Source organism: Ruegeria sp. YTSA226 (assembly GCF_059609905.1).
In genome coordinates this window covers 137,964-159,468 of record NZ_JBXWMQ010000002.1, presented here as the reverse complement: position 1 = coordinate 159,468, position 21,505 = coordinate 137,964, and the positions used below count along the sequence as shown (strand labels likewise).

Below are 21,505 nucleotides of genomic sequence, written 5' to 3'. Positions count from 1 at the left end.
GGTGGCGCGGATCATTTGTATTCTCTCCACGTCCAGCCAGGGCGCTTGGCGGTAATCGCCTCGCGAATTTCTTTGGGCGGCTCAAACACCTGGGCAGAGTAGGTGCCGAAAACTTCGAGCGTTTGCGTGCAGCGCGCCGCGTGGAACCACTTGCCGCATCCATTCGCATGGCGCCAGCGTTCGAAATGAACGCCTTTAGGGTTTTCACGCATGAACAGGTAATCGTGGAAATCACCATCTGATGAGCCCGGACCGAAACGCTTCAGATGCGCCTCGCCACCGGCGGCCAGTTCGGTTTCTTCGGCATCGACACCGCAATAGGGGCAATTCAGGATCAGCATATGTTCATCCTCTCGGCAGCAGGCGAGACCATGCTGCATGCGAAATCTAAGTAACGGGTGCGCGAGATTTTTCGCCGAAAAATCTCCATCAGTGCGCCACCCCGGCCGCGACGCTTTCGTCGATGAAGCGGCCTTCTTTGAAACGATCCAACGAGAACGCCTCGGTCAGCGGTGAATGACCCGTGGCCATCAGCTGTGCCATGCCCCAGCCGGACCCCGGAATGGCCTTGAAGCCACCGGTGCCCCAGCCACCGTTGATGAAACAGTTCCCCAGGGGTGTTTTTGACAGGATGGGCGATCGGTCGCCGGTCATATCCACGATCCCGCCCCATTGCCGCAGCATTTTCAGACGTGAGATCATCGGGAAGGTCTCGACCAACGCGCGCACAGTTTCTTCGATATGGTGGAAGCTGCCGCGTTGGGTGTAGTTGTTGAACCCGTCGGTGCCGCCACCGATCACCATCTCTCCCTTGTCGGATTGCGACATGTAGCCATGCACCGTGTTGGCCATCACGACCACGTCCATGCAGGGTTTGATCGGCTCAGACACCAGCGCCTGCAGAGCAATCGCCTCAAGCGGCAGACGGAAGCCCGCCATTTCGGCCAGTTGACCGGAATGGCCCGCAACCACGATGCCCAGCTTGTCACAGTCGATCGCACCTTTGGTGGTGTCGACACCGACAACACGACCATCCTGTGACCGAACCCCGGTCACTTCGCATTGCTGGATGATATCCATGCCCATGGCGGAACAAGCGCGCGCATAGCCCCAAGCCACCGCATCGTGACGGGCGGTGCCACCGCGTTCCTGCCACAGCGCACCCAGAACCGGATAGCGCGGGCCTTCGAGATTGATGATTGGCACCAGTTCCTTGACCCGTTCAGGTGTGATCCATTCAGTCTTTACACCCTGCAGCGCATTCGCATGAGCCGTGCGCTGATAGCCGCGGATTTCATGCTGGGTCTGCGCCAGCATCATCACGCCGCGCGGGCTGAACATGACGTTATAATTCAGGTCCTGGCTCAGATCCTCATAAAGGCTGCGCGCCTTTTCATAGATCGCGGCAGACGGATCCTGCAGATAGTTCGAGCGGATGATGGTTGTGTTCCGACCGGTATTACCACCGCCCAACCAGCCTTTTTCGATCACAGCGACATTCTGGATGCCATAGTTCTTACCCAGGTAATAGGCGGTTGCCAGACCATGGCCACCCGCCCCCACAATGATGGCGTCATAGCGTTTCTTGGGCTCGGGCGAACGCCAGGCGCGTTCCCATCCGGTATGATAGCGCAGCGCTTCGCGCGCCACAGCAAAGGCTGAATAGTGTTTCATAAGCGAATCCATCCGGTTCGGTGATTGGCGCAGGTATGCCGCGTAACCGCCTTTGGCCCCTGCCGTGCAACGCCATAATATCGCACTATTGCGACATCGCCCTTATTATTGCGACATGAAGCCCCCTCGCGGCCATTTGTCCCTTTTTTCCGCCCCGCCACAGGTCTAAGTCAGGACAGCCATCTTGGAGTTATCATGACCTTCTGGGCCCTCATCATAGCCACCGCCGTCCTGATAGCGGTTTTTCTTGGGATTTCGATACTGCGTAGGCGAGATACGCGCGAACCATCCACTGCGTATGACTTGCAGGTCTATCGTGAACAGTTGGCCAGCGTAGATCGAGACCTGGCCCGTGGTGTCATCGTTGACGCGGATGCCGAGCGAGTTCGCACGGAAATTTCACGCCGCATTCTTGCGGCTGATGCGCAGATGCAATCTTTGTCTGAACCGCAAGGGCCGTCCAAATGGATCTCGGTTGCGGCATCCGTATTTGTCGCGGCCATCCTGGTTGGCGGAGGATCCTGGATGTATCTGAAGCTTGGTGCAGCCGGGCTCCCCGATCAGCCCCTGTCATTGCGGCTAGAAATGGCCGATGCCCTGCGCACAGAGCGCCCCAGTCAGGCCGAGGCAGAAGCCGCCACGCCACCCGCACCACTGCCACAGCTTGACGAAAGCTATGCCTCTCTTCTCGGGCAACTTCGCGAAACCGTTTCCGGTCGTCCTGATGACCTACAAGGACATATCCTTCTTGCCCAGCACGAGGCGAACGCAGGTAACTTCCATGCCGCCTACAAAGCGCAGCAACGTGTGATCGAACTGTCTGGGAACACGGCACCCGCAGATGCCTATTCGCATCTTGCCGAGATGATGATCCTTGCTACCAACGGATATATCTCGCCCGAAGCTGAAGACGCATTGAAACAGTCATTGCAGCGTGATCCACGCCACGGTCCGGCCTTGTATTACCTGGGACAGATGATGGTACAGGTCGGACGACCTGATATCGGTTACAGGATCTGGGTGGATGCACTTGCAAGCGCGCCGACAAATGCCCGCTGGGCAACGGCCATTCGCGCACAGATGGACGATCTGGCCTTTCGTGCGGGTGTGTTCAATGCCGCCCCTATGCCAGCAGGGAACCCAGGCCCCGGTGAGGATGACATCGAGGCCGCTGCATCTCTGACCGCACAAGAGCGCCAAGAGATGATCCTTGGCATGGTCGAGCAACTGTCAGACAGGCTTGCAACCGAAGGCGGCTCCCCCGAAGAATGGGCCCGGCTGATCGGTGCCCTTGGGGTGGTTGGCGACATCGACCGGGCCACCGCGATCTACGCCGAAGCCCAATCCGTATTCTCGGACAATGACAACGCACTGGATATCCTTGGTGCGGCAGCAGCTCAGGCTGGGGTGACCCGATGATCCATGACATTTTTGAGGAATTTGCAGGCTCGCTTGCGCCTATGAGCGCGTTGATCGGTCTTGATCTGGGAGAAAAGACTATCGGGGTTGCAGTCTCGGACCGGATGCGCGGTGTTGCTAGCCCGCTGGAGACCGTAAGGCGCAAGAAATTCACTCTGGATTCTGCCCGTCTGCTGGAAATCATAGCCGACCGTGAGATCGGGGGCATACTACTGGGTCTGCCGAAAAACATGGATGGCAGCGAAGGGCCACGCTGCCAGTCCACCCGTGCATTTGCCCGAAACCTGTCCCGTTTGACCGAAGTTCCGATCGGGTTCTGGGACGAACGGCTCAGCACGGTTGCGGCAGAAAAGGCACTGCTTGAGGCGGATACGACACGAAAGCGTCGCGGACAGGTTATCGACCACGTCGCGGCAGGCTATATTCTGCAAGGCGCGCTGGACAGAATGCGCTTTCTTTAAGGATCGGAAAACGCTGATGTCGAACATGGTTTGGAAAAGGAACGAGGTCGAAAGCCCGTGCATCCAGATCTGCGTTGTGCACCCTACCGAGCGTATTTGTACCGGTTGCTACCGCACGATCGACGAAATCTCTCGCTGGTCAAAAATGGACAGCTCTGAGCGCGCCGATATCATGGCAGACCTACAGTCTCGCAAACCGCTGCTTGCCAAACGGCGCGGCGGCCGGGCGGGGCGGCTCAACAAGGCCTGAGATTTCCACAAAAGGATGTGATTGCTGAATCTGCACCGCTGCGGGCTGGTCTGAACTACGAGGGGGTCAAGTTCGTTGACAGCTGGTGAGTGAGTGGCAACCCACAGCGGCGCGTTTCAACAATCGATCTTCTGCAGTGGTTCGGCAGAGGAGTTCGATCTGTGTACGTCTTTTTTGACCAATCGATCAAGAAAAATCCTCGCTGATATTTCTGTGCCCTGACGTAAATGTCACAGCAGGCTCAAGCCGCTGCGTTTCTACCCAGACGCAAGCCATGTTTTGGCGTTCTGAATTTCCTCGGCGGGAAAGAACTGAGTGCGTGTGCCAAGGATGTGGCTGGCCACCCGTTGGGCCAGATGTTGCCAGGCTTTGTCGCCAACAACCGCAGCCCGATCCAGGTTACCAATATGCCCCCGGGCCAGCCGAAAATGCGAGGCAAGCGCCGTAAGGCCTTGCCATCCGTCAAACTTGGACAGATCAATCAGCAGGCGAAACCCCTGTTTCTCCTGCAAAATGTAGTCCAGATCGGTTTCGGCCTTTTTGAATTCGTCAGGGTCGAGTTTTCCCATCAGGCTGACCTGCACGCAGGGGCCGCCCAGATCCATAACGTGAATAGAGCCCAGAGATTCGCGCAACCATCGGCGCGCTTCTTCAATATTCGCGTGATCGAATACCTGCACAGGGCAAGGGAAAAGCGGAGCCGCAAGCCGGATACTGGTCTGAACCCAACCCTGATCCGCCACCACTCCAATTCGGTCAAAGCCGCGCCAGTGGCTGAGGCCCAATTTTGTATCCGACCAAACCGCATTCAGATCGTACCCTTTGAACTCTGGCTGCACGATCGCCAACAACCGCACCGTGTCGTGTTCGGCCAGTGCGGCCTCAATCGCCGGGATCAATGTTGTGGAATAGTCCGTACCTGTCACTTCGCCGGAAAGCTCGATTTCAATCAATGCTCCGTCAGAGTTTTTGTGGACAGCAATCATCAAAAAATCCTCCAAATCTGTATAATGACAGAACGTTAGGAGGATTTGATCCATTCGGCCACACCGCCAGCGCATTCAGGCCGAAAATAGGCGATCATCCGGCCATCCGACCCAGCCTCAGCCCCGCTACCCCATGGCGCTACCCCGTGCAGGCAGTGGCGGTGCAGCAGATAGGCCTCGCCCGGACGTGCGGGCAATACGATGCGACGGCAAGTATCAAAGACCTCACGACGGGCAGCCTGATAAACATCTGTTATGTCCACCTGATCCAGAGTGTCCGGGCGCTTGTCTTCAAGTGCATCCGCAAATGCAGCCTGCATGATCTTGTGGCTACCTTCCCAAAGAACCATCGGGGACGCATTCTCGCTGGCATCAGTCAATGGAATGCCCAGAATCCACGCATGCGGTTCCTCGACCCTGCGGCGCCTGTCCGGGCCGGACGGGCGTAAACCATCCACATGGGCCGCATCCCGCTTTGCTCGATACTGGGCAGCAGACTCGCCCTCTCCGCGTCGGGGCAACGGGTAGCCGGGGTAAATGACCGAGACCTGGGCTTTGTGCAATGGCAACGACCCATAACGCGACACTATGAAATCCATGACGGCCCCGGTCAGAACCGGGGACCCCTGGACCCTGCCCTCGGTGTCGTTGTTCAGCGCGTCGACCCCAATGAACCAGGTCCCTTCACAGTCCAGCCAATGCGCGAATTCCGGATCCGTCGCAGCAGCGCGTGCTGCGGGCAGCGCATAAGATACCCAGTCCAGAATAGCCCGGTCGTGGGGAAATTTCACCCAACCCTTTTCCTCAAAAGAACTCAAAAACCCAACGCCTTGCGCAACATATTCAGGGCGACCAGAGTCAGGAAGACCGCGAATATCCGCTTGAGCGGCTTTGGATCCATCGCATGGGCCAACTTTACGCCCCAAGGCGCAGTGATCATGGTCATGGCGACCACAATCCCAAAGGCAATCAGATTGACGGCGCCGATGGTAAAGGGCGGGCGGTGTTCAGGGGCAATTTCGAGAAACAGGAACCCCATGACCGAGGGCACAGCGATGATCACGCCAAACCCGGCCGCCGTAGCCACAGCCCGGTGAATTGGCGTGTTGAACAAGCTCATTAACGGCACGCCAAAGCTGCCGCCGCCGATACCCATCAGAACGGATAGGAAGCCGACCGAGGGCGACAGGAGAGCGCGTTTCAGGCCCTTGGGCATGGCGTCTCCAAGCCGCCATTCGGATTTACCCAGACCAAGATAGGCACCAATCACCATACCCAATACACCGAACAGGGCTTGCAATGCCTCGGTCCGAAGAGCGGATGCCACCATCACGCCCAACACCGCACCGATGGCGATGCCCGGACCCCAACTGCGCAGGATATCCCAATCAACGGCACCCTTTTTGTTATGTGCCAGAACCGACCGCAGTGAGGTTACGATAATCGTTGCCAGTGAGGTGGCGAGGCACAGCTGCATCAACTGCGGGCCGCCATACCCAAGGGTCTGAAACGCATAGAAAAAAGCAGGGACCAACACGATGCCTCCACCGACACCCAACAGACCCGCCAAAACGCCTGCCAGCGCTCCGATCACCAGCAGAAGAACCAGCATCTGAGCAAGCAACATTACTTCGGGCATCATTCCCCCCAACCGACCTTTTGCCGTATTGCCACCATTCAGGCCTCGGTCAGAGGCGCGACATGATCCAGTGCCTGCAACATAACCTCGGGGCCCGCCCCGTCATGCACCGCACCTTCAGACAGGGTCCGTCGCCAAGCCCGCGCACCCGGCCGTCCTGCGAACAGGCCAAGCATATGTCGCGTAATCTGGTGCAAGCGCCCCCCGCCAGCAAGATGGCATTCGATATAAGGCACCATTTTCCGGACAACAGCAAACGGGTCGGCGGCCTGACCGACCCCAAAAATCACAGGATCCGCTGTGGACAGAACATCTGATGGCTGATGATACGCAGTCCGCCCGATCATGACACCATCCAGCCCTGCGTCCAGATGCCCGCGCGCCTGTTCCAGATCAGCAATGCCACCATTTATCGAGATGTGCATATCCGGGAATTCCGCCTTCATCCGATGCACGAGATTATAATCCAGGGGTGGAATATCCCGGTTTTCTTTGGGGCTGAGCCCTTGCAGCCAGGCTTTGCGCGCGTGGATCGTGACCCGTGTGCATCCCGCTTGCCTGATCTGGCTCAGAAACTCAGGCAAAATATCTTCGGGCTGTTGGTCGTCGACTCCAATGCGGCATTTGACCGTGACATCTACGTCCACGGCTTCGCGCATTGCGGCAACACAATCCGCAACGCGGTCAGGGGATTTCATCAGCACCGCACCAAAAGTGCCAGATTGTACTCGATCAGACGGGCAGCCACAATTCAGATTGATCTCATCATAACCAGCATCCGCCCCCAACCGGGCCGCTTGTGCCAATTCCAGAGGGTCCGACCCGCCCAGTTGCAGGGCCACGGGATGCTCCTGCGGGTTGTGGTCCAGCAAATGCAGCGCACCACCCCGAACTAACGCAGGCGCTGTGACCATTTCAGTGTACAGCAGCGCCTCGGTGCTCAGCAACCGATGCAGATAGCGACAATGCCTGTCCGTCCAATCCATCATAGGGGCGACGCTCAGGCGTGCGGCTTGTCTTACCTTGTCATTCAATGCTGAGCCCTCGTCGCACCCGGTATCCAATCAGACGGATCGAAACCGCAAATTCCTGCCCATCGAATCGGGCAGCCCGGGGTTTAGCATATTCGAAAGGGGCCGTCCTTGTGTCTGCCAACCGCGTTACCGATTGTTGACACCGTACCGGCAAATCATCATTTCGACGCTGCGCTGAATGGTATCAGACATTTCGTCCTGACTAAGTACGGTCCCGCAAAAAACCATGGGCCAGAATGCCCTGCTCTTGATCAATCCGATGAATTCACGGCCTGCGACCTCAGGGTTGTCGATGCGCAGCTGACCATCTTCCGCTGCTTCTTTCAGCATGGCTGAGAAAATAGCGGTTTTGTCCAGCTTACCCTGCGCGGCGACCGCAAGGTCGGGATTGCGCAAGGTTTCGCTGATCACCATACGCGACATCGCCATCACCTCGGGTGACATCAGAATGCGCCCCTCGGCCCAGGCCAGATCGGTCAGTTGCTCTTGGATATCCCGGCCCTTTTCGTATCTGATATCCAACACCTCAGAGAAGCGGTTCGACAGCTCAACCACGATCGAGCGGAACAGATTTTCCTTACTTTCGAAATACTTGTACAGTGTGCGCTTGGAGACCTCGGCCCGTGCCGAGATCCGATCCATACTGGCCGCCGAGAACCCCTTTTCCTGGAATTCAGCTACGGCAGCCTCGATGATCTGGGCATGCTTTGATGCTTTCGGTGCGCTGAGGTCATTCATGCTCCAAAGCTATAGACCCTTTGATATGAGCCGGTCAAACGCTAGGTAAACTCTCGGGTTTACAACGCCCTGCCCCCTGCCTAAGGTAAACCCGCCAGTTTACCGATTCAGGTAGCCAGCCCAACAGGAGATCCCCCCAATGGCTTTGACATTGAAACTGAACGGCCAGACCCACACGGTTGAGGCCGAGCCCGGCACGCCCCTGCTGTGGGTAATCCGGGACGAACTGAAGATGACAGGAACTAAGTTCGGCTGCGGTGTCGCGTCCTGTGGGGCCTGCACCGTGCATCTGGACGGAGAGCCTGTGCGTTCTTGCCAGACGTATATCGAGGATGTCGAAGACGCCGAAATCACCACGATCGAAGCTGTCGGAAACAACGATATTGGCGCCGCGGTACAGCAGGCCTGGGTCGACTTGGACGTAGTTCAATGCGGTTACTGCCAATCCGGTCAGGTGATGTCGGCGGTCGGATTGCTGTCCGAAAACCCAAAGCCCAGCGTTGAAGAAATCGACGACTACATGTCCGGCAACGCCTGTCGCTGTGCCACCTATCAACGCATCCGCGCCGGTATCCAGCGTGCATCCGAAATTCTGGAGGCCTGATCCATGACCATCAACACCTCTCGCCGTGGTTTTCTGAAAGGCGCTGCTGCAACCGGTGCCGTCTTGCTGGTTGGCGCCCGCCCCGATGGGGTTCTAGCTGCGGCCTCGTCCGAGACGACGCAGCTCAACCCATTTGTTAAGATTGACGCCGACGGCACTGTGACCGCCATCGTCAAACACTTCGAAAAGGGTCAGGGCCCCGCGACCGGCCTTCCGACGCTTATCGCCGAGGAAATCGGCATCACTATGGACCAAATTAAATACGAATTCGCGCCGTCGAACCCCCAAGTCTATAACAACCTGCTGTTCGGCCCCTTCCAGGGTACCGGCGGGTCAACCGCAATGGCGAACTCCTGGCAGCAATATCGCCAGGCGGGCGCTGCTGCCCGTGAGATGCTGATCAACGCCGCCGCCCAAAGATGGGGTGTAGATACATCAGGCATCACCATTGAGGAAGGCATCGTCAAAGCAGGCGAGAAATCTGCACCGATTGCCGATTTCGTGGCAGCCGCGTCGCTGTTGGGAGCCCCCACCGAACCGCGCCTGAAGGACCCGTCAGAATTCCGGCTGATCGGAAACGAAACGGTGCGCCGCAAGGACTCGGCAATCAAGGGCAACGGACAGGCGATGTACGCCATGGATGTCCACCTGCCCAACCAGATGGTTGCGATGATCAAACGTCCGGAGTCGCGCGGTGGCGTTGTCATCAGCTTTGACGACAGCGCCTCGAAAGAGGTCAAAGGCTATATCAGCGCCGCCGCACTGCCCAATCAGGCCGGTGTCGCGGTCTATGCCGAAGATACATGGGCGGCGATTCAGGCGCGTGACGCGCTTGAGGTCGAATGGGACATGTCCGGCGCTGAAACCCGCCACTCGGATCAGATCAAGGCCGAGATCATGGACGCGCTGAATGCCCAGCCGACCTATAACGTGAACAAGGCAGATGTTGCCACGGTTTCGGCTGCGATCGACGCGGCGGATAAGGTCGTAGATAAAACTTTCTACTACCCGCTTCTCGCCCATGCTCCGATGGAGCCACTGAACTGCACAATCGAACAGACAGCAGAGGGTGACATCGTTCTGCATGATGGCGCTCAGATGCCAACCGGCCCGCACATGGCGTATCAGCAAATCTTTCAGCTGCCACCCGAGAAAATCCACATCAGAACGATGCTGGCCGGCGGGTCTTTCGGGCGTCGCGCAACACCGGATGCGGACTATCAGGTTGAGGCCGCGTTGGCCTTTGTTGTCACCGACCGCTCGCGCCCGGTCAAACTGGTCTGGACGCGGGAAGACGACATTCGCAGCGGGTATTACCGCCCGGCCTTCGGGCACAAAGTCCGTGTCGGGTTGAATGCGGAGGGGAATATCGTCGGATGGCAGCATCAGGTCGCAGGGCAATCGATCATGAAGGGCACCCCGTTCGAGGCGGTTGCAGTGCATGACGGCGTCGACCACAGCTCGATCGAGGGCATCGCAGACAGCCCCTATGATATTCCGGGGATGGCGCTTGGACTGACCGACACACCCAAGGCCACATCGGTCCTATGGTGGCGGTCGGTAGGACATACCCACACTGCCTATACGATGGAAACAATGATGGATTTGGCCGCCACCGCCGCGGGCCGTGACCCGGTTGAGTTCCGTCTCGCACATCTGGCGGATGCGGGTAATGCAGACCAACAGCGCAAGGCCTCAGTTCTGAAACTTGCGGCCGAGAAAGCAGATTGGGGCAACGTCCCTGCCGGTCGCGCGCAAGGTATTGCGGTGCACAAATCATTTGGTTCTTATGTGGCTGAAGTGGTTGAAATCTCGGGCGATCCGGATGACGGCATCAAGATCGAAAAGGTCATCTGTGCTGTCGATTGCGGTATCGCGGTGAACCCCGACGTGGTGCGTGCCCAGATGGAAGGTGGGATTGGCTATGGCATCGGGCATGTGATGCGCGATCAGATCACACTGACCGGCGGTTCCGTGGATCAATACAACTTCCCGGATTACGAGCCCCTTCGGATCGGCGATATAGCTACAATCGACGTCCACATCCTGCCCTCGGCCGAGGCCCCTACGGGCGTGGGCGAACCCGGCACGCCTCCCTCGGCCCCCGCGCTCGCGAACGCAATCAAGGCAATGTCCGGGACCTTGATTGCCGATCTGCCGATGGCCGAGAACGGCATAAGCTTTGCATAAGGTCCCGACCCCGCGCCGAAAAAAACGGCGCGGGGATAATTTGATCAAATTTCGTGACAAGGCGCTTTGTGTCGATTAAACCTCGGGGTACCAGAGTGATGGAGACGCCGATGGACCTGAACGCCCTACACAGTTTTCGCGTAGCGGCATGCGACCTTAACGGTCAGCTGCGCGGCAAACGCGTGCCTCCTTCTTATGCTGACAAGCTGAGTAAAGGTGTGGTGCGGATGCCCTTTTCGGCATTGAATGTTGATCTGTGGGGCGCGGATATCGAGGATAGCCCGCTTGTGTTTGAATCAGGCGACGCGGACGGCATATTACTGCCAACCGAGCGTGGCTCCGTCCCAGTTCCTTGGCTTGAAACCGAAACAGCGCTGGTATTGATGTCCCTGTATGACGATCAGGGCACGCCCTTTGCCGGCGACCCTCGCCATGCTCTGACCTCGGTGCTGCAACGCTATGCCGAGCGTGGCTGGTCTGTTGTTGCGGCGACCGAGCTGGAATTCACGCTATTGGACTCATCAGGTGCACGACCGGTGCCTCCGATCAATCCTTTGACGGGGCGACGGCTGGTCGACGAGGCAGTCCTGTCCATGGCGGAAATGGATGCGTTCGACGCCTTTTTCACAGACCTCTATGACGGATGCGAGGCAATGAGCATCCCGGCTCAAACCGCCATTTCCGAAAGCGGGATTGGCCAGTTTGAAATCAACCTGAACCATCAGGACGCCATGCGCTGCGCAGATGATACGTTGCTTTTCAAGGTGTTGACTCGTGGCCTTGCACGCAAACATGGGTTTACCGCAACTTTCATGGCCAAACCCTATGCCCAGGATGCGGGCAATGGGATGCATGTCCATTTTTCGGTCGTCGACCAGGATGGGCAAAATATCTTTGACAATGGCGGGCCTGAAGGCACTGATCTTTTGCGCTCGGCCATAGCCGGATGTCTGTCCGCAATGCCTGGTTCAACTCTGATTTTTGCACCGCACGGGAACTCCTACACGCGGCTTGTCCCCGGCGCCCATGCCCCAACTGAGGCATGCTGGGCTTATGAAAATCGCACTGCCGCGCTGCGCGTTCCCGGCGGCGCGCCCTCTGCCCGCAGGATCGAACATCGTGTTGCTGGTGGTGACATCAATCCCTACCTCATGCTGAGCGCCGTACTCGGTGCGGCGCTGAACGGCATCGAGGACGGAACTGAACCGCCAGCTCCGATCACGGGCAACGCCTATGAGATCGACGGCCTGCCGCAACTCGCTGGCGACTGGGCTTCAGCCATCACCGCCCTTGAAACCGATCCGCAAGTTGCGCGCATCTTTCCCGCCCCGCTGATCAGCAATCTTGCCATGACAAAGCGACAAGAGATCCTGCGCTTTGACGAACGCCCACCCGAGGAGCATTGGCTAAGTTATCTCGAGGCGGTTTGAGCCCCCTTGCCCGCTTCGTTCTGCTCAGCTAGAATAAATTTGATCAAATTTGGTGACCCATGAAAATCGGTATCCTTGTAACCGGCCACCCTCCTGACGAATTGCACGATCAGTTCGGTGAATATGACGGCATGTTTCGCGCGCTGCTGGATGGCAACGGCTTTGAGTTTGTGACCTATGCGGTTGTCGACGATCACTTTCCGCAAAGTTTTGACGATGCTGATGGATGGATCATCACCGGCTCGCGCTATGGCGCCTATGAGGACCATGCCTGGATTCGCAAGCTCGAAGCGCTGATCCGCGACATCCATCAAAGCGGCAAACCCCTGATCGGCATATGCTTTGGTCATCAAGTCATTGCGCAAGCCCTTGGCGGGAAAGTTGAAAAGTTCGAACAGGGCTGGGCCGTGGGGCGGACGGACTACGATTTGGACGGACAGACCGTCACTTTGAATGCCTGGCATCAGGACCAGGTGGTAGAGCTGCCCGCCGGTGCACAAGTAACCGGTTCGAACGCCTTTTGCCAGAATGCCATGCTGGCCTATGGCGACACGATCTGGACCGTTCAGGCCCACCCGGAGTATGGCGACAGCTTCATCGAAGGGCTGATGTACACACGCGGCAAAGGTGTCGTTCCAGACAATCTGATGCAGGCCGCCGCCGACCGCCTGCCCACCCGCGACGACAGTCCGAAGATCGGACAGTTCATGGCAGAGTTTTTGAAGAAAGAGAGGGCCTGATGGCCGATTGGACAGAACAACTGCCACAGGCAGCCCGTACCTATTTTGAAGGTCACCGATTGGATGAGGTCGAGTGCATCATCTCTGACCTGCCCGGCATCGCGCGCGGGAAAGCGGTTCCGGCCACCAAATTTGCACGCCAGTCCTACTTCCATCTACCCGATAGTATCTTTTACCAGACTATCACCGGGGACTGGGGCGAAGCCGCCGGAGAGGACGGCTTCATTGAACGGGACATGATCCTTAAGCCTGACTTTTCGACTGCTTCCGCTGCTCCTTGGACGGGTGACTGGACACTGCAGGTGATCCACGACGCCTATGACCGGGACGGAGAGCCGATCCCGTTCAGCCCACGCAACGTGTTGAAGCGCGTCGTAAAAATGTATCACGACAAAGGCTGGAAACCGATTGTCGCGCCAGAGATGGAGTTCTTTCTGGTCGCCCCCAATGTCGACCCCGCGCAGGGGATCAAACCGATGATGGGCCGTTCGGGTCGTCCGGCGGCCGCGCGGCAGGCCTATTCGATGACAGCGGTGGATGAATTCGGCCCGGTGATCGACGACATCTATGACTTTGCCGAACATCAGGGATTCGAGATTGACGGCATCACCCAGGAAGGCGGCGCCGGACAGCTTGAAATCAACCTGCGCCATGGTGATCCGGTCAAGTTGGCAGATGAAGTGTTCTATTTCAAACGCCTGATCCGCGAAGCCGCGTTGCGACACAACTGCTTTGCGACCTTCATGGCGAAACCGATTGCGGATGAGCCCGGATCGGCCATGCACATCCACCACTCGATCACCGAGATCGAAACCGGACAGAATATCTTTTCCGGACCTCAGGGCGGCGAAACGGATGCATTCTATAACTTCATTGCAGGGCTGCAAAACCACTTGCCTGCAGGCCTGGCAGTCATGGCACCTTATGTGAACTCGTACCGCCGCTATGTGAAAGACCATGCCGCGCCGATCAATCTGGAATGGGCTCGTGACAACCGCACGACAGGCATCCGTGTTCCCCTGTCCGGCCCCGAGGCGCGGCGCGTTGAAAATCGTATCGCAGGCATGGACTGCAACCCTTATCTGGGCATCGCCTTGTCGCTCGCCTGCGGCTATCTCGGCCTGACCCAGCAGGAACGTCCGCGCCGTCAGTTTTATGGCGACGCCTACGAAGGTGACGGTGATATCCCGCAGGTCATGGGCAATGCGCTGGACCTGTTTGATCAGGCCACCGCCCTGCACGAGGTGCTGGGTCCGGAATTTGCCCGCGTCTATGGCATTGTCAAACGTGCCGAGTATGAAGAATTTCTACAGGTCATCTCTCCGTGGGAGCGTGAGCACCTGCTCATGAACGTTTAAGCCGCGATGAATCTCCTCTATTCCAACGACCGCAAGGCCGAGTATCCGGCCAGCTGGTATGCCGCGACGGCCAACACGCTCGACCGTTTTCCCGCGCTTGCTGGGGATACCAAAGCGGATGTCTGTGTGGTCGGTGGCGGCTATACTGGCCTGTCCGCCGCGCTGCATCTGGCCGAGGCCGGGTTCGACGTCGTGCTGCTTGAGGCGCATCGCGTTGGTTTCGGAGCGTCAGGCCGCAATGGCGGGCAGCTGGGCAGCGCCCAGCGGATGGATCAGGAAGACCTTGAACGCCTGGTCGGCGATGACGATGCCGCCAAGCTGTGGGATCTGGCTGAAGATGCCAAGGATCTGGTCAAATCGCTGATCGAAAAGCACAAAATCGACTGTGATCTGAAACCGGGCGTGGCGGTTCTGGGCCTCAGCACCGGGGATCAGCAAGACCTCCACGATCACGCCGCGCATCTGTCGGCGCGATATGGGTATGACCATATGGAGCTGCTGGACGAAGGCGCCGCGCATGGTCTCTGCCCGTCGCCCACCTATCGCGGCGGTTATCTGGACATGGGCGCGGCGCACCTGCATCCGTTGAACTTTGCTCTGGGTCTGGCGCAGGCCGCAGCCAAGGCTGGCGTGCGCATCTTTGAGGGTACCGAGGTCACCGGGATCGACGAAGTCGATCTGGCCATCGTGCAAACCCCACAGGGAAAGGTGACGGCCAACCACGTCATATTGGCCTGCAACGGGTATCTCGGCGATCTGAACGGCAAAGTGGCGTCGCGCGTCATGCCGATCAACAATTTCATCGCCGCGACCGAGCCTTTGGGCACCGATGCCGCCCGCGTCCTGACCCGGGATGTCGCCGTCGCCGATACCAAGTTTGTGGTAAATTACTTCCGCCTCAGCGCCGACAACCGCCTGCTATTTGGCGGCGGAGAAAGCTATGGCTACCGCTTCCCGACAGATATCGCCTCCAAGGTGCGCAAACCGATGACCGAGATTTTCCCGCATCTGCGCGATGTGAAAATCGACTATGCCTGGGGCGGTACTCTGGGCATCACTATGCGGCGGATGCCCTATCTGACGCGGGTTGCGCCCAATATCCTGTCGGCCTCGGGCTATTCCGGCCATGGGGTCGGCACGGCCACCCATGCCGGGCAGTTGATGGCGATGGCCATTCAGGGCCAGGCCGAGGGGTTCGACACCATGTCCCGCGTGCCCGCCTTGCCCTTTCCGGGCGGCGCAGCCCTACGCAGCCCGTTGCTAGTGCTGGCGATGACATGGTTTTCCCTGCGGGACCGGCTGGGATTCTGATTTCGAGATTGTCAGAGAAACTCACTTAAACTCTCTCAGGATACGAAAGCCCGTCAATTTTGACCGCCAATCAATGCCCGCCCCACCGCGACTTGCAGCGCGCGAAAAATCCATAGCAAATGGATAAGAACCGCCTTTTACAACCCGCCTGTGACAATCGACTGATCTCGCCATCTCTAAGTGCTGGCTGGAAGTCGACCAACCCGGGTGCGTCGCTGTCCAGCAGGACATCGTTCTTTCCCCGACATTCCCCGACATATGCCGAAGACCCCAAGCATTGGAGGCATCAAGTTCATCAACGCGAACTGGGTAACCGCGCCACACTAAATCCGGCCGCTTTTCACCAATCATCTCTTCTGTCGGTTTGGCATGGAAATTGGCCTGATCCGTCGTAACTTCCTCTCCTTGCGCAAAAGGAGTCTGCGTTCCGGCACGGGCGGCATATTCCCATTCGGCTTCCGTTGGTAAGCGGTAGGCATCTATCCCGAGTTTTTTGTTCAGCCAATCCGTGTAAGCCAAAGCATCCAAATAAGACACATCATTCACTGGATGATTGCCCGTAAGATCTATGCGCTCAAAACTATCGCCGATTACAAAATCTTCCGGCACATATTTGCTACATCCCCCATCTTCAACGCAGGCCATCCACTCATCACGGGTAACCTCGTTACGTCCCATGGCAAAGGACAGATCTATTCTGACGCTATGAACCGGACCTTCACGATGCGCGATATACGGCTCTTCCGCTGTCGCGGGGCGAAGCCCTTTTTCATCCCAATGAAAGTTTCGTTTCGATTCTCCCGGTGGTCCACCCATCATGAACTCACCCATAGGCAAGGCAATCATCTCAGGGCAAACATCGCATTCCTGAAACATCTCAAGCGGCGCAACTTCAGTGCCATCCGACAGAAGATAATCTGCGTGAACCGCCGAAGCGAAAGTTGAAAGCGCGCCCCAGAGGGCCAAACGAATGATAGTAATGCAGTGATCCAATCCATCATACGAGAACAACGTCAAAGAATATCCATTGCCACCTTACTTCCCCCAAAGTTGCAAGTTCAAAAGAATTTCCCGCTACGCGGGGTAAGCCAACCTGTGTCTCTCTGACTACGACAGAATAGTGAAATTTCGCCACCCTGAAGATTAAGGGCTTGGATTGACACTTCATTAGCTTTATCTTTCCCAAAGATAGAATTCAGGAATGCCAAATATGACGCTGCCTCCGAACGTCCATGACGCCGAACCCATCCCCGCGGCCGCCCGCGACGCCATTGATGCCCTGATGCAGTCAGGCGACCTGTTCCGCTACACTGCGCCGCAGGACGCTCCGGTTGCGCTGCTCGAGTCGGAATTCGCGGAACTGCTGGGCACGAAATACGCGCTGGCTGTATCGTCCTGCTCGGCGGCACTGTTCCTATCGCTCAAGGCGCTGGGTTTGCCGCGGGACGCGCGGGTGCTGATACCGGGCTTTACCTTTGCGGCGGTGCCCTCATCGGTCATACATGCGGATTGCATCCCCGTATTGTGTGAGGTGGGTGACAATTATCGCATCGACATGGATGACTTTGCCGCCAAACTGGATAACGTGCAGGCCGTGATCATTAGCCATATGCGCGGACATACTTCGGATATGGACGCGATCATGACTCTGTGCAGCGCGCGCGACATTCCGGTGATCGAGGACGCAGCCCATTCGCTGGGGACAACTTGGCATGGCCGCAATATTGGGACGATTGGGAAGATCGGCTGTTTCTCGTTTCAGTCCTACAAGATGATCAATGCGGGCGAAGGTGGCATTCTGATAACCGACGACGCTGATCTGGTGGCGCGTGCCGTGATCATGTCCGGCGCCTACGAACATAACTGGAAGAAACACAAAGGTCCGCGTGGCGACAACTCATCGGAACTCGAAGAGGCCTTTGGCCGCTGGCAGAACCAGTTGCCGCTGTATAACCTGCGGATGAGCAACCTGAGCGCTGCAGTAATCCGTCCCCAGATGCCTGAATTGGCACGCCGTGTCCGCGATGGGTTGCAAAACCACGACTATGTGGCAGAGCGCCTGAACTCATCGCCCTATATCAACGTGCCTGCCCCGCTGGTGCCAGAGCGCCGGGCGCCGGACTCGATCCAGTTCAATCTGGTTGACCTAAGCGATGATGATATCCGCGCCTTTGCCGCAGCATCCGAAACACGCGGGGTGAAAGTTCAGGTATTCGGCCTGAGTGAAGACAACGCCCGTGCCTTTTGGAACTGGCAATTCCTGCCGGAACAGACCGAGCTGCCACAAACGCGAAACATGCTGATGAAAGCTTGCGACTTGCGCCTGCCTGTACGCCTGACACGCGCGGAACTGGATGTGATCGCTGATATTCTGTTGGCTTCAGTAGGGGAAATTACCGCCCCGAAAATCGCATTTGGAACCTGAACAAGCTGAATTCAAACGAAAAGGCCCGCCAGCGGCGGGCCTATTTCATTGTGTGGACAAATTCAGTTCAGTTTAGACAGCTTTTGCTGCAACTCCGCCAACTGCTTCTTGATGTCGTCCAGATCCTCACTCGACTGGGGTTTGGCCTCGCTATCCGTTTCCGGACCGGACCAACTGCCGGAAATGCCGCTGGTCATCGCCTTCAGAAATGCCTTTTGCTGCGCTTGTAGTGCTTCGAAACCCGGAATCTGGGTCATCGGATTCATCGCAGACATGTTTTCCATCATTTTGCTTTGGCTTTCGCGCAGCATTTCGAACGAGCTTTGCAGGAATTGCGGCATCACTCCTCCGCCCGGCAACATATAGCTGCGCACAAGATCGTTCAGCACGTTCACCGGCAGGACATTCTCACCGCGGCTTTCATGCTCGGCAATGATTTGCAGCAGATATTGCCGTGTCAGATCATCCCCAGTCTTCAGGTCTATGATCTGAACTTCGCGACCGTCACGTATGAATGCCGCAATATCTTCGAGCGTGACATAGTCACTGGTTTCAGTGTTATACAGCCGACGGCTGGCATATCGTTTGATTAGCAACGGTTTTTCTTGTTCTGACACCGTCTACCCTCCCCAAGGAATGATGCATTGCAGCAGAGATTATGCGAGTGCAGAACAAAAAGAAAGGGCAGGTCTTTCGACCCGCCCAACGCGATTGCACCAAATGGGAGGAGTGGGTGCACCTCGCTATCTTACCTTACTTGGCGCCAGCTGCTTTTTTCGCAGCAGTGGACACGTCGTTGGTTGCTTTTTTGACAACGGCAGTTGCGTCTTCTGCAGCGTTTTTGCCAGCAGCCATCAGCAGCTCAACGGTTTCCGACTGAACTTTTTTCGCGATTTCAGCGAAAGCAGCCAGGTTTTCAGCAGCAACTTCAGCCGACGCGCTTGCGTAGTCGGTTGCAGCTTTTGCGTAATCTGCAGGGTCAGATTTCGCTTTCGACATATCGGACAGTTTGGCCAGGGTTTCCTTGGTCCATTTGTTCGAAATCTCAGCCGATTTCTCAGCCGCTTCCAGAGCAACGCCCGACAGCTTTTCGTTCAGGGTCGCGGTGGTGTTGAACGCACCTTCCAGAGCAGTGGTGTCAACAGGGAATGCACCCATCATGTCTTTCAGGGTCGCGGTAAAGTCTTGAGTCTTTGCCATTGTCCAAATCCTTTGCTTGCCGATCCGGGCCAACCCCGGGCTTCATCAGCTTGAGGACAATATCGTTGCTGCATCGCAGCATTGCAAGTTTTTTCTTGCTGCACTGCAGCAATATTTTTCTAAACTGTTAAAAATCAATCTGTTGCCTTCACCAAAACATAGGTTCCTGGTGCCTCGGCCAGGGAAGCGTATCCCGAATCGCCCACTTGGCGCGCAGGGATTTGCTTGCCGGATCTCTTCTTCAGCCAAGCTTCCCACTGCGGCCACCAGGACCCTTTATGAAAATCGGCCTCTTTCATCCATGCATCGGCATCCGCATTCAAATCAGGGTTGGTGTAGTGGCCGTATTTCTTCTTGCTCGGCGGGTTCACGATGCCTGCTATGTGACCGGATTCCGAAACGACAAACGTCTTCGAACGTGACCCCATCTGCTGCACACCCCGATAACAATCTTTCCAGGCGGCGATATGGTCGGTTTCGCAGCTGATGGCCATCAAAGGAACATCAACGTCGCGGATATGTAGTTTGTGCCCAAGCAAATCGAAACCGTCGGTCACAAATTGATTTTTCTGACAAAGCCCCCGCAAATACTCGATTGCCATTTTGCCCGGAAGATTTGCGCCATCCCCGTTCCAGTAGAGCAAATCAAACGCCGGAGGGGTCTCGCCCATCATATAGCTTCGAATGGCGGGGCCGTAGATCAGGTCATTCGATCGCAGGAACGACATGGTACGACCTATGACCCATGCTTTTAGGATACCGTCTTTAGTCACTTGTTCTTGAATGCCATCGACAAAGTCATTCTGTAGGAACGGCGTGAATTCCCCCTGTTCACCGAAATCGGTCAAGGTTGTAAAGAAGGTCGCCGATTTGATGGATTTGTCGCCACGCTGTTTCATCAGGGACAGGGTCAGGCTCAACGTGGTGCCGGCAATGCAATATCCTACCGCATTGACCTGCTTGACCTTACAGATCGACTTGACGGTCTCGATGGCGGTCAGAAATCCCTCTTCGACATAGTCGCCCATACCGACCTCGGCATGAGAAGCATCCGCATTTACCCAACTCACAACAAACAGGGTATAGCCCTGCTCGGTCACCCATTTGATGAGGCTGTTCTGCGCCTTAAGGTCCAGAATATAGTATTTGTTGATCCAGGGCGGAAACAGAACGATCGGGGTTTCGTGTACGGTCTCGGTCGTGGGTTTGTACTGGATCAACTCCATAAGCCTGTTGCGATAGACCACGTCGCCCGGAGTTGTTGCGATATTTTCGCCAAGCTTGAACGCGGATTCATCCGCCAGTCTGACAACCATTTCACCATTATTGGCTTCAAGGTCCGCAACTAGATTCTCTAGCCCTTTGATCAGCGATTGCCCTTCCGTCTCGACCGCCTTTTCCAGCGCGTCGGGATTGGAGGCCAGGAAATTCGTCGGAGACATCAAGTCAATGATCTGTTGCGAAAAGAAATGCAGCCTCTGCTTGTCCTTGCCGTCCAGATCGTCGACCGAAGCAACCGCCTGCGCGATTGCATCGGCATTTGTCTGATACTGCTGGCGAATAAACCGGAAATAGGGGTTGGTGTCCCAAAGAGGGTTTGAGAACCGTTTATCCTTGGGTCCGGGTTCGCTGTCCTCGACCCCGCCGGCGGCCAGCGCCTGCTGAGCCTCAGCAAAGTTCATAACGGATTGTCCCCAGAAGGCGACCTGATGTTCCAGAAGCTTGGCGGGATTCTGCCACGCTTCGGCGAAATACGAAGTTGCTGCTCTTGCGAAAAGATCTTGATTCGGACCGTCCAACGCGGGAGTGTGCGCCTCTTTTCCAGCCATCACTTCGATCAGTCTTTTCGACAGTTCTTCGACTTTCGTCATATTTTCTCTAATCCGTTCAAGGTGTTCCTCGGACAGCTCTGGCGTGTTATCTTCACTTGTTGTCATTTTAACAATTCCACCCTAACCTCGCTGCTATGCAGAATAACGTCGTGGGCGTCGGGGGGCAAAGCGACGAATGGTCCGAATTATCAGGCTGACACTCAGGAGGCCCATT

21 protein-coding genes are annotated in these 21,505 nt (G+C 56.9%); 10 read left to right on the top strand and 11 right to left on the bottom strand.

Going from position 1 to position 21,505, the window contains the following annotated elements:
• Positions 1-11 precede the first annotated feature (11 nt).
• Complete coding sequence (locus AC2FFF_RS03420; RefSeq protein ID WP_142633040.1) at positions 12-341, bottom strand: sarcosine oxidase subunit delta; 330 nt, start codon at positions 339-341, stop codon at positions 12-14.
• Between the two features lie 88 nt (positions 342-429).
• A complete protein-coding gene (locus AC2FFF_RS03415) occupies positions 430-1,674 on the bottom strand; it encodes a sarcosine oxidase subunit beta family protein (protein ID WP_271947765.1) in 1,245 nt (414 codons plus the stop codon).
• A 195-nt stretch (positions 1,675-1,869) separates the two neighbouring features.
• On the opposite strand from AC2FFF_RS03415, the gene ccmI reads away from it, so the two are divergent.
• The 3 genes from ccmI to AC2FFF_RS03400 are packed head-to-tail and all read left to right on the top strand — an operon-like array spanning position 1,870 to position 3,804.
• A complete protein-coding gene (gene ccmI / locus AC2FFF_RS03410; RefSeq protein ID WP_281971886.1) occupies positions 1,870-3,093 on the top strand; it encodes a c-type cytochrome biogenesis protein CcmI in 1,224 nt (407 codons plus the stop codon).
• Positions 3,090-3,554, top strand: a complete 465-nt coding sequence (gene ruvX / locus AC2FFF_RS03405) for a Holliday junction resolvase RuvX (protein ID WP_271947775.1) — start codon at positions 3,090-3,092, stop codon at positions 3,552-3,554. Before ccmI ends, ruvX begins: the two co-directional genes overlap by 4 nt.
• Positions 3,555-3,570: 16 nt before the next feature.
• Complete coding sequence (locus AC2FFF_RS03400; RefSeq protein ID WP_281971885.1) at positions 3,571-3,804, top strand: DUF1289 domain-containing protein; 234 nt, start codon at positions 3,571-3,573, stop codon at positions 3,802-3,804.
• Between the two features lie 257 nt (positions 3,805-4,061).
• Here AC2FFF_RS03400 and AC2FFF_RS03395 read toward each other — a convergent pair whose 3' ends face one another.
• From AC2FFF_RS03395 to AC2FFF_RS03375, 5 genes are all read right to left on the bottom strand, one after another.
• A complete protein-coding gene (locus AC2FFF_RS03395; protein WP_142633029.1) occupies positions 4,062-4,790 on the bottom strand; it encodes a SpoIIAA family protein in 729 nt (242 codons plus the stop codon).
• Positions 4,791-4,825: 35 nt separating this feature from the next.
• Positions 4,826-5,581, bottom strand: coding sequence for a phytanoyl-CoA dioxygenase family protein (locus tag AC2FFF_RS03390; RefSeq protein ID WP_281971884.1), 756 nt, complete (start codon positions 5,579-5,581; stop codon positions 4,826-4,828).
• Between the two features lie 23 nt (positions 5,582-5,604).
• Entirely contained in the window at positions 5,605-6,429 is an 825-nt protein-coding gene (locus AC2FFF_RS03385; protein ID WP_281971883.1) for a sulfite exporter TauE/SafE family protein, read from the bottom strand.
• Between the two features lie 38 nt (positions 6,430-6,467).
• Positions 6,468-7,463, bottom strand: a complete 996-nt coding sequence (gene dusA / locus AC2FFF_RS03380) for a tRNA dihydrouridine(20/20a) synthase DusA (RefSeq protein ID WP_281971882.1) — start codon at positions 7,461-7,463, stop codon at positions 6,468-6,470.
• A 126-nt stretch (positions 7,464-7,589) separates the two neighbouring features.
• A complete protein-coding gene (locus AC2FFF_RS03375; RefSeq protein ID WP_281971881.1) occupies positions 7,590-8,201 on the bottom strand; it encodes a TetR/AcrR family transcriptional regulator in 612 nt (203 codons plus the stop codon).
• A gap of 139 nt (positions 8,202-8,340) precedes the next feature.
• On the opposite strand from AC2FFF_RS03375, the gene AC2FFF_RS03370 reads away from it, so the two are divergent.
• The 6 genes from AC2FFF_RS03370 (at position 8,341) to AC2FFF_RS03345 (ending at position 15,834) form a co-directional block, all read left to right on the top strand.
• Positions 8,341-8,805, top strand: coding sequence for a (2Fe-2S)-binding protein (locus AC2FFF_RS03370; RefSeq protein WP_281971880.1), 465 nt, complete (start codon positions 8,341-8,343; stop codon positions 8,803-8,805).
• A 3-nt stretch (positions 8,806-8,808) separates the two neighbouring features.
• Complete coding sequence (locus tag AC2FFF_RS03365; protein WP_281971879.1) at positions 8,809-10,995, top strand: xanthine dehydrogenase family protein molybdopterin-binding subunit; 2,187 nt, start codon at positions 8,809-8,811, stop codon at positions 10,993-10,995.
• A gap of 110 nt (positions 10,996-11,105) precedes the next feature.
• On the top strand, positions 11,106-12,425 hold the full coding sequence (locus AC2FFF_RS03360) for a glutamine synthetase family protein (protein WP_281971878.1): 1,320 nt from the start codon (positions 11,106-11,108) through the stop codon (positions 12,423-12,425).
• A 59-nt stretch (positions 12,426-12,484) separates the two neighbouring features.
• A complete protein-coding gene (locus AC2FFF_RS03355) occupies positions 12,485-13,165 on the top strand; it encodes a type 1 glutamine amidotransferase (RefSeq protein ID WP_281971877.1) in 681 nt (226 codons plus the stop codon).
• Entirely contained in the window at positions 13,165-14,523 is a 1,359-nt protein-coding gene (locus tag AC2FFF_RS03350; protein ID WP_142633012.1) for a glutamine synthetase family protein, read from the top strand. The genes AC2FFF_RS03355 and AC2FFF_RS03350 overlap by 1 nt, the downstream gene beginning before the upstream one ends.
• A gap of 6 nt (positions 14,524-14,529) precedes the next feature.
• Positions 14,530-15,834, top strand: coding sequence for an NAD(P)/FAD-dependent oxidoreductase (locus tag AC2FFF_RS03345; protein WP_271947850.1), 1,305 nt, complete (start codon positions 14,530-14,532; stop codon positions 15,832-15,834).
• Positions 15,835-15,855: 21 nt separating this feature from the next.
• Here AC2FFF_RS03345 and AC2FFF_RS03340 read toward each other — a convergent pair whose 3' ends face one another.
• On the bottom strand, positions 15,856-16,851 hold the full coding sequence (locus AC2FFF_RS03340; RefSeq protein ID WP_496882849.1) for a formylglycine-generating enzyme family protein: 996 nt from the start codon (positions 16,849-16,851) through the stop codon (positions 15,856-15,858).
• Between the two features lie 193 nt (positions 16,852-17,044).
• On the opposite strand from AC2FFF_RS03340, the gene AC2FFF_RS03335 reads away from it, so the two are divergent.
• A complete protein-coding gene (locus tag AC2FFF_RS03335) occupies positions 17,045-18,259 on the top strand; it encodes a DegT/DnrJ/EryC1/StrS family aminotransferase (RefSeq protein WP_496882848.1) in 1,215 nt (404 codons plus the stop codon).
• A 62-nt stretch (positions 18,260-18,321) separates the two neighbouring features.
• Here the strand turns inward: AC2FFF_RS03335 and phaR are convergent, their stop codons facing one another.
• From phaR to AC2FFF_RS03320, 3 genes are all read right to left on the bottom strand, one after another.
• Positions 18,322-18,876: a polyhydroxyalkanoate synthesis repressor PhaR gene (phaR, locus tag AC2FFF_RS03330; RefSeq protein WP_142633004.1), complete on the bottom strand. Its 555-nt coding sequence runs from the start codon at positions 18,874-18,876 to the stop codon at positions 18,322-18,324.
• Positions 18,877-19,012: 136 nt separating this feature from the next.
• Positions 19,013-19,459 carry a phasin family protein gene (locus tag AC2FFF_RS03325; RefSeq protein ID WP_142633002.1) on the bottom strand — a complete coding sequence of 149 codons (447 nt, stop codon included), beginning with the start codon at positions 19,457-19,459 and terminating at the stop codon, positions 19,013-19,015.
• Positions 19,460-19,593: 134 nt separating this feature from the next.
• Complete coding sequence (locus AC2FFF_RS03320; RefSeq protein ID WP_281994415.1) at positions 19,594-21,396, bottom strand: PHA/PHB synthase family protein; 1,803 nt, start codon at positions 21,394-21,396, stop codon at positions 19,594-19,596.
• Positions 21,397-21,505 lie beyond the last annotated feature (109 nt).

Bases quoted from the DNA above. Each gene is read 5' to 3' on its own strand.
- ccmI (WP_281971886.1), top strand. From the start codon at position 1,870: ATGACCTTCTGGGCCCTCATCATAGCCACCGCCGTCCTGATAGCGGTT.
- AC2FFF_RS03420 (WP_142633040.1), bottom strand. From the start codon at position 341: ATGCTGATCCTGAATTGCCCCTATTGCGGTGTCGATGCCGAAGAAACC.
- AC2FFF_RS03365 (WP_281971879.1), top strand. From the start codon at position 8,809: ATGACCATCAACACCTCTCGCCGTGGTTTTCTGAAAGGCGCTGCTGCA.
- AC2FFF_RS03370 (WP_281971880.1), top strand. From the start codon at position 8,341: ATGGCTTTGACATTGAAACTGAACGGCCAGACCCACACGGTTGAGGCC.
- AC2FFF_RS03385 (WP_281971883.1), bottom strand. From the start codon at position 6,429: ATGCCCGAAGTAATGTTGCTTGCTCAGATGCTGGTTCTTCTGCTGGTG.
- AC2FFF_RS03360 (WP_281971878.1), top strand. From the start codon at position 11,106: ATGGACCTGAACGCCCTACACAGTTTTCGCGTAGCGGCATGCGACCTT.
- AC2FFF_RS03345 (WP_271947850.1), top strand. From the start codon at position 14,530: ATGAATCTCCTCTATTCCAACGACCGCAAGGCCGAGTATCCGGCCAGC.
- AC2FFF_RS03395 (WP_142633029.1), bottom strand. From the start codon at position 4,790: ATGATTGCTGTCCACAAAAACTCTGACGGAGCATTGATTGAAATCGAG.
- AC2FFF_RS03355 (WP_281971877.1), top strand. From the start codon at position 12,485: ATGAAAATCGGTATCCTTGTAACCGGCCACCCTCCTGACGAATTGCAC.
- AC2FFF_RS03415 (WP_271947765.1), bottom strand. From the start codon at position 1,674: ATGAAACACTATTCAGCCTTTGCTGTGGCGCGCGAAGCGCTGCGCTAT.
- AC2FFF_RS03325 (WP_142633002.1), bottom strand. From the start codon at position 19,459: ATGGCAAAGACTCAAGACTTTACCGCGACCCTGAAAGACATGATGGGT.
- AC2FFF_RS03335 (WP_496882848.1), top strand. From the start codon at position 17,045: ATGACGCTGCCTCCGAACGTCCATGACGCCGAACCCATCCCCGCGGCC.
- ruvX (WP_271947775.1), top strand. From the start codon at position 3,090: ATGATCCATGACATTTTTGAGGAATTTGCAGGCTCGCTTGCGCCTATG.
- AC2FFF_RS03375 (WP_281971881.1), bottom strand. From the start codon at position 8,201: ATGAATGACCTCAGCGCACCGAAAGCATCAAAGCATGCCCAGATCATC.
- AC2FFF_RS03320 (WP_281994415.1), bottom strand. From the start codon at position 21,396: ATGACAACAAGTGAAGATAACACGCCAGAGCTGTCCGAGGAACACCTT.
- AC2FFF_RS03350 (WP_142633012.1), top strand. From the start codon at position 13,165: ATGGCCGATTGGACAGAACAACTGCCACAGGCAGCCCGTACCTATTTT.
- AC2FFF_RS03400 (WP_281971885.1), top strand. From the start codon at position 3,571: ATGTCGAACATGGTTTGGAAAAGGAACGAGGTCGAAAGCCCGTGCATC.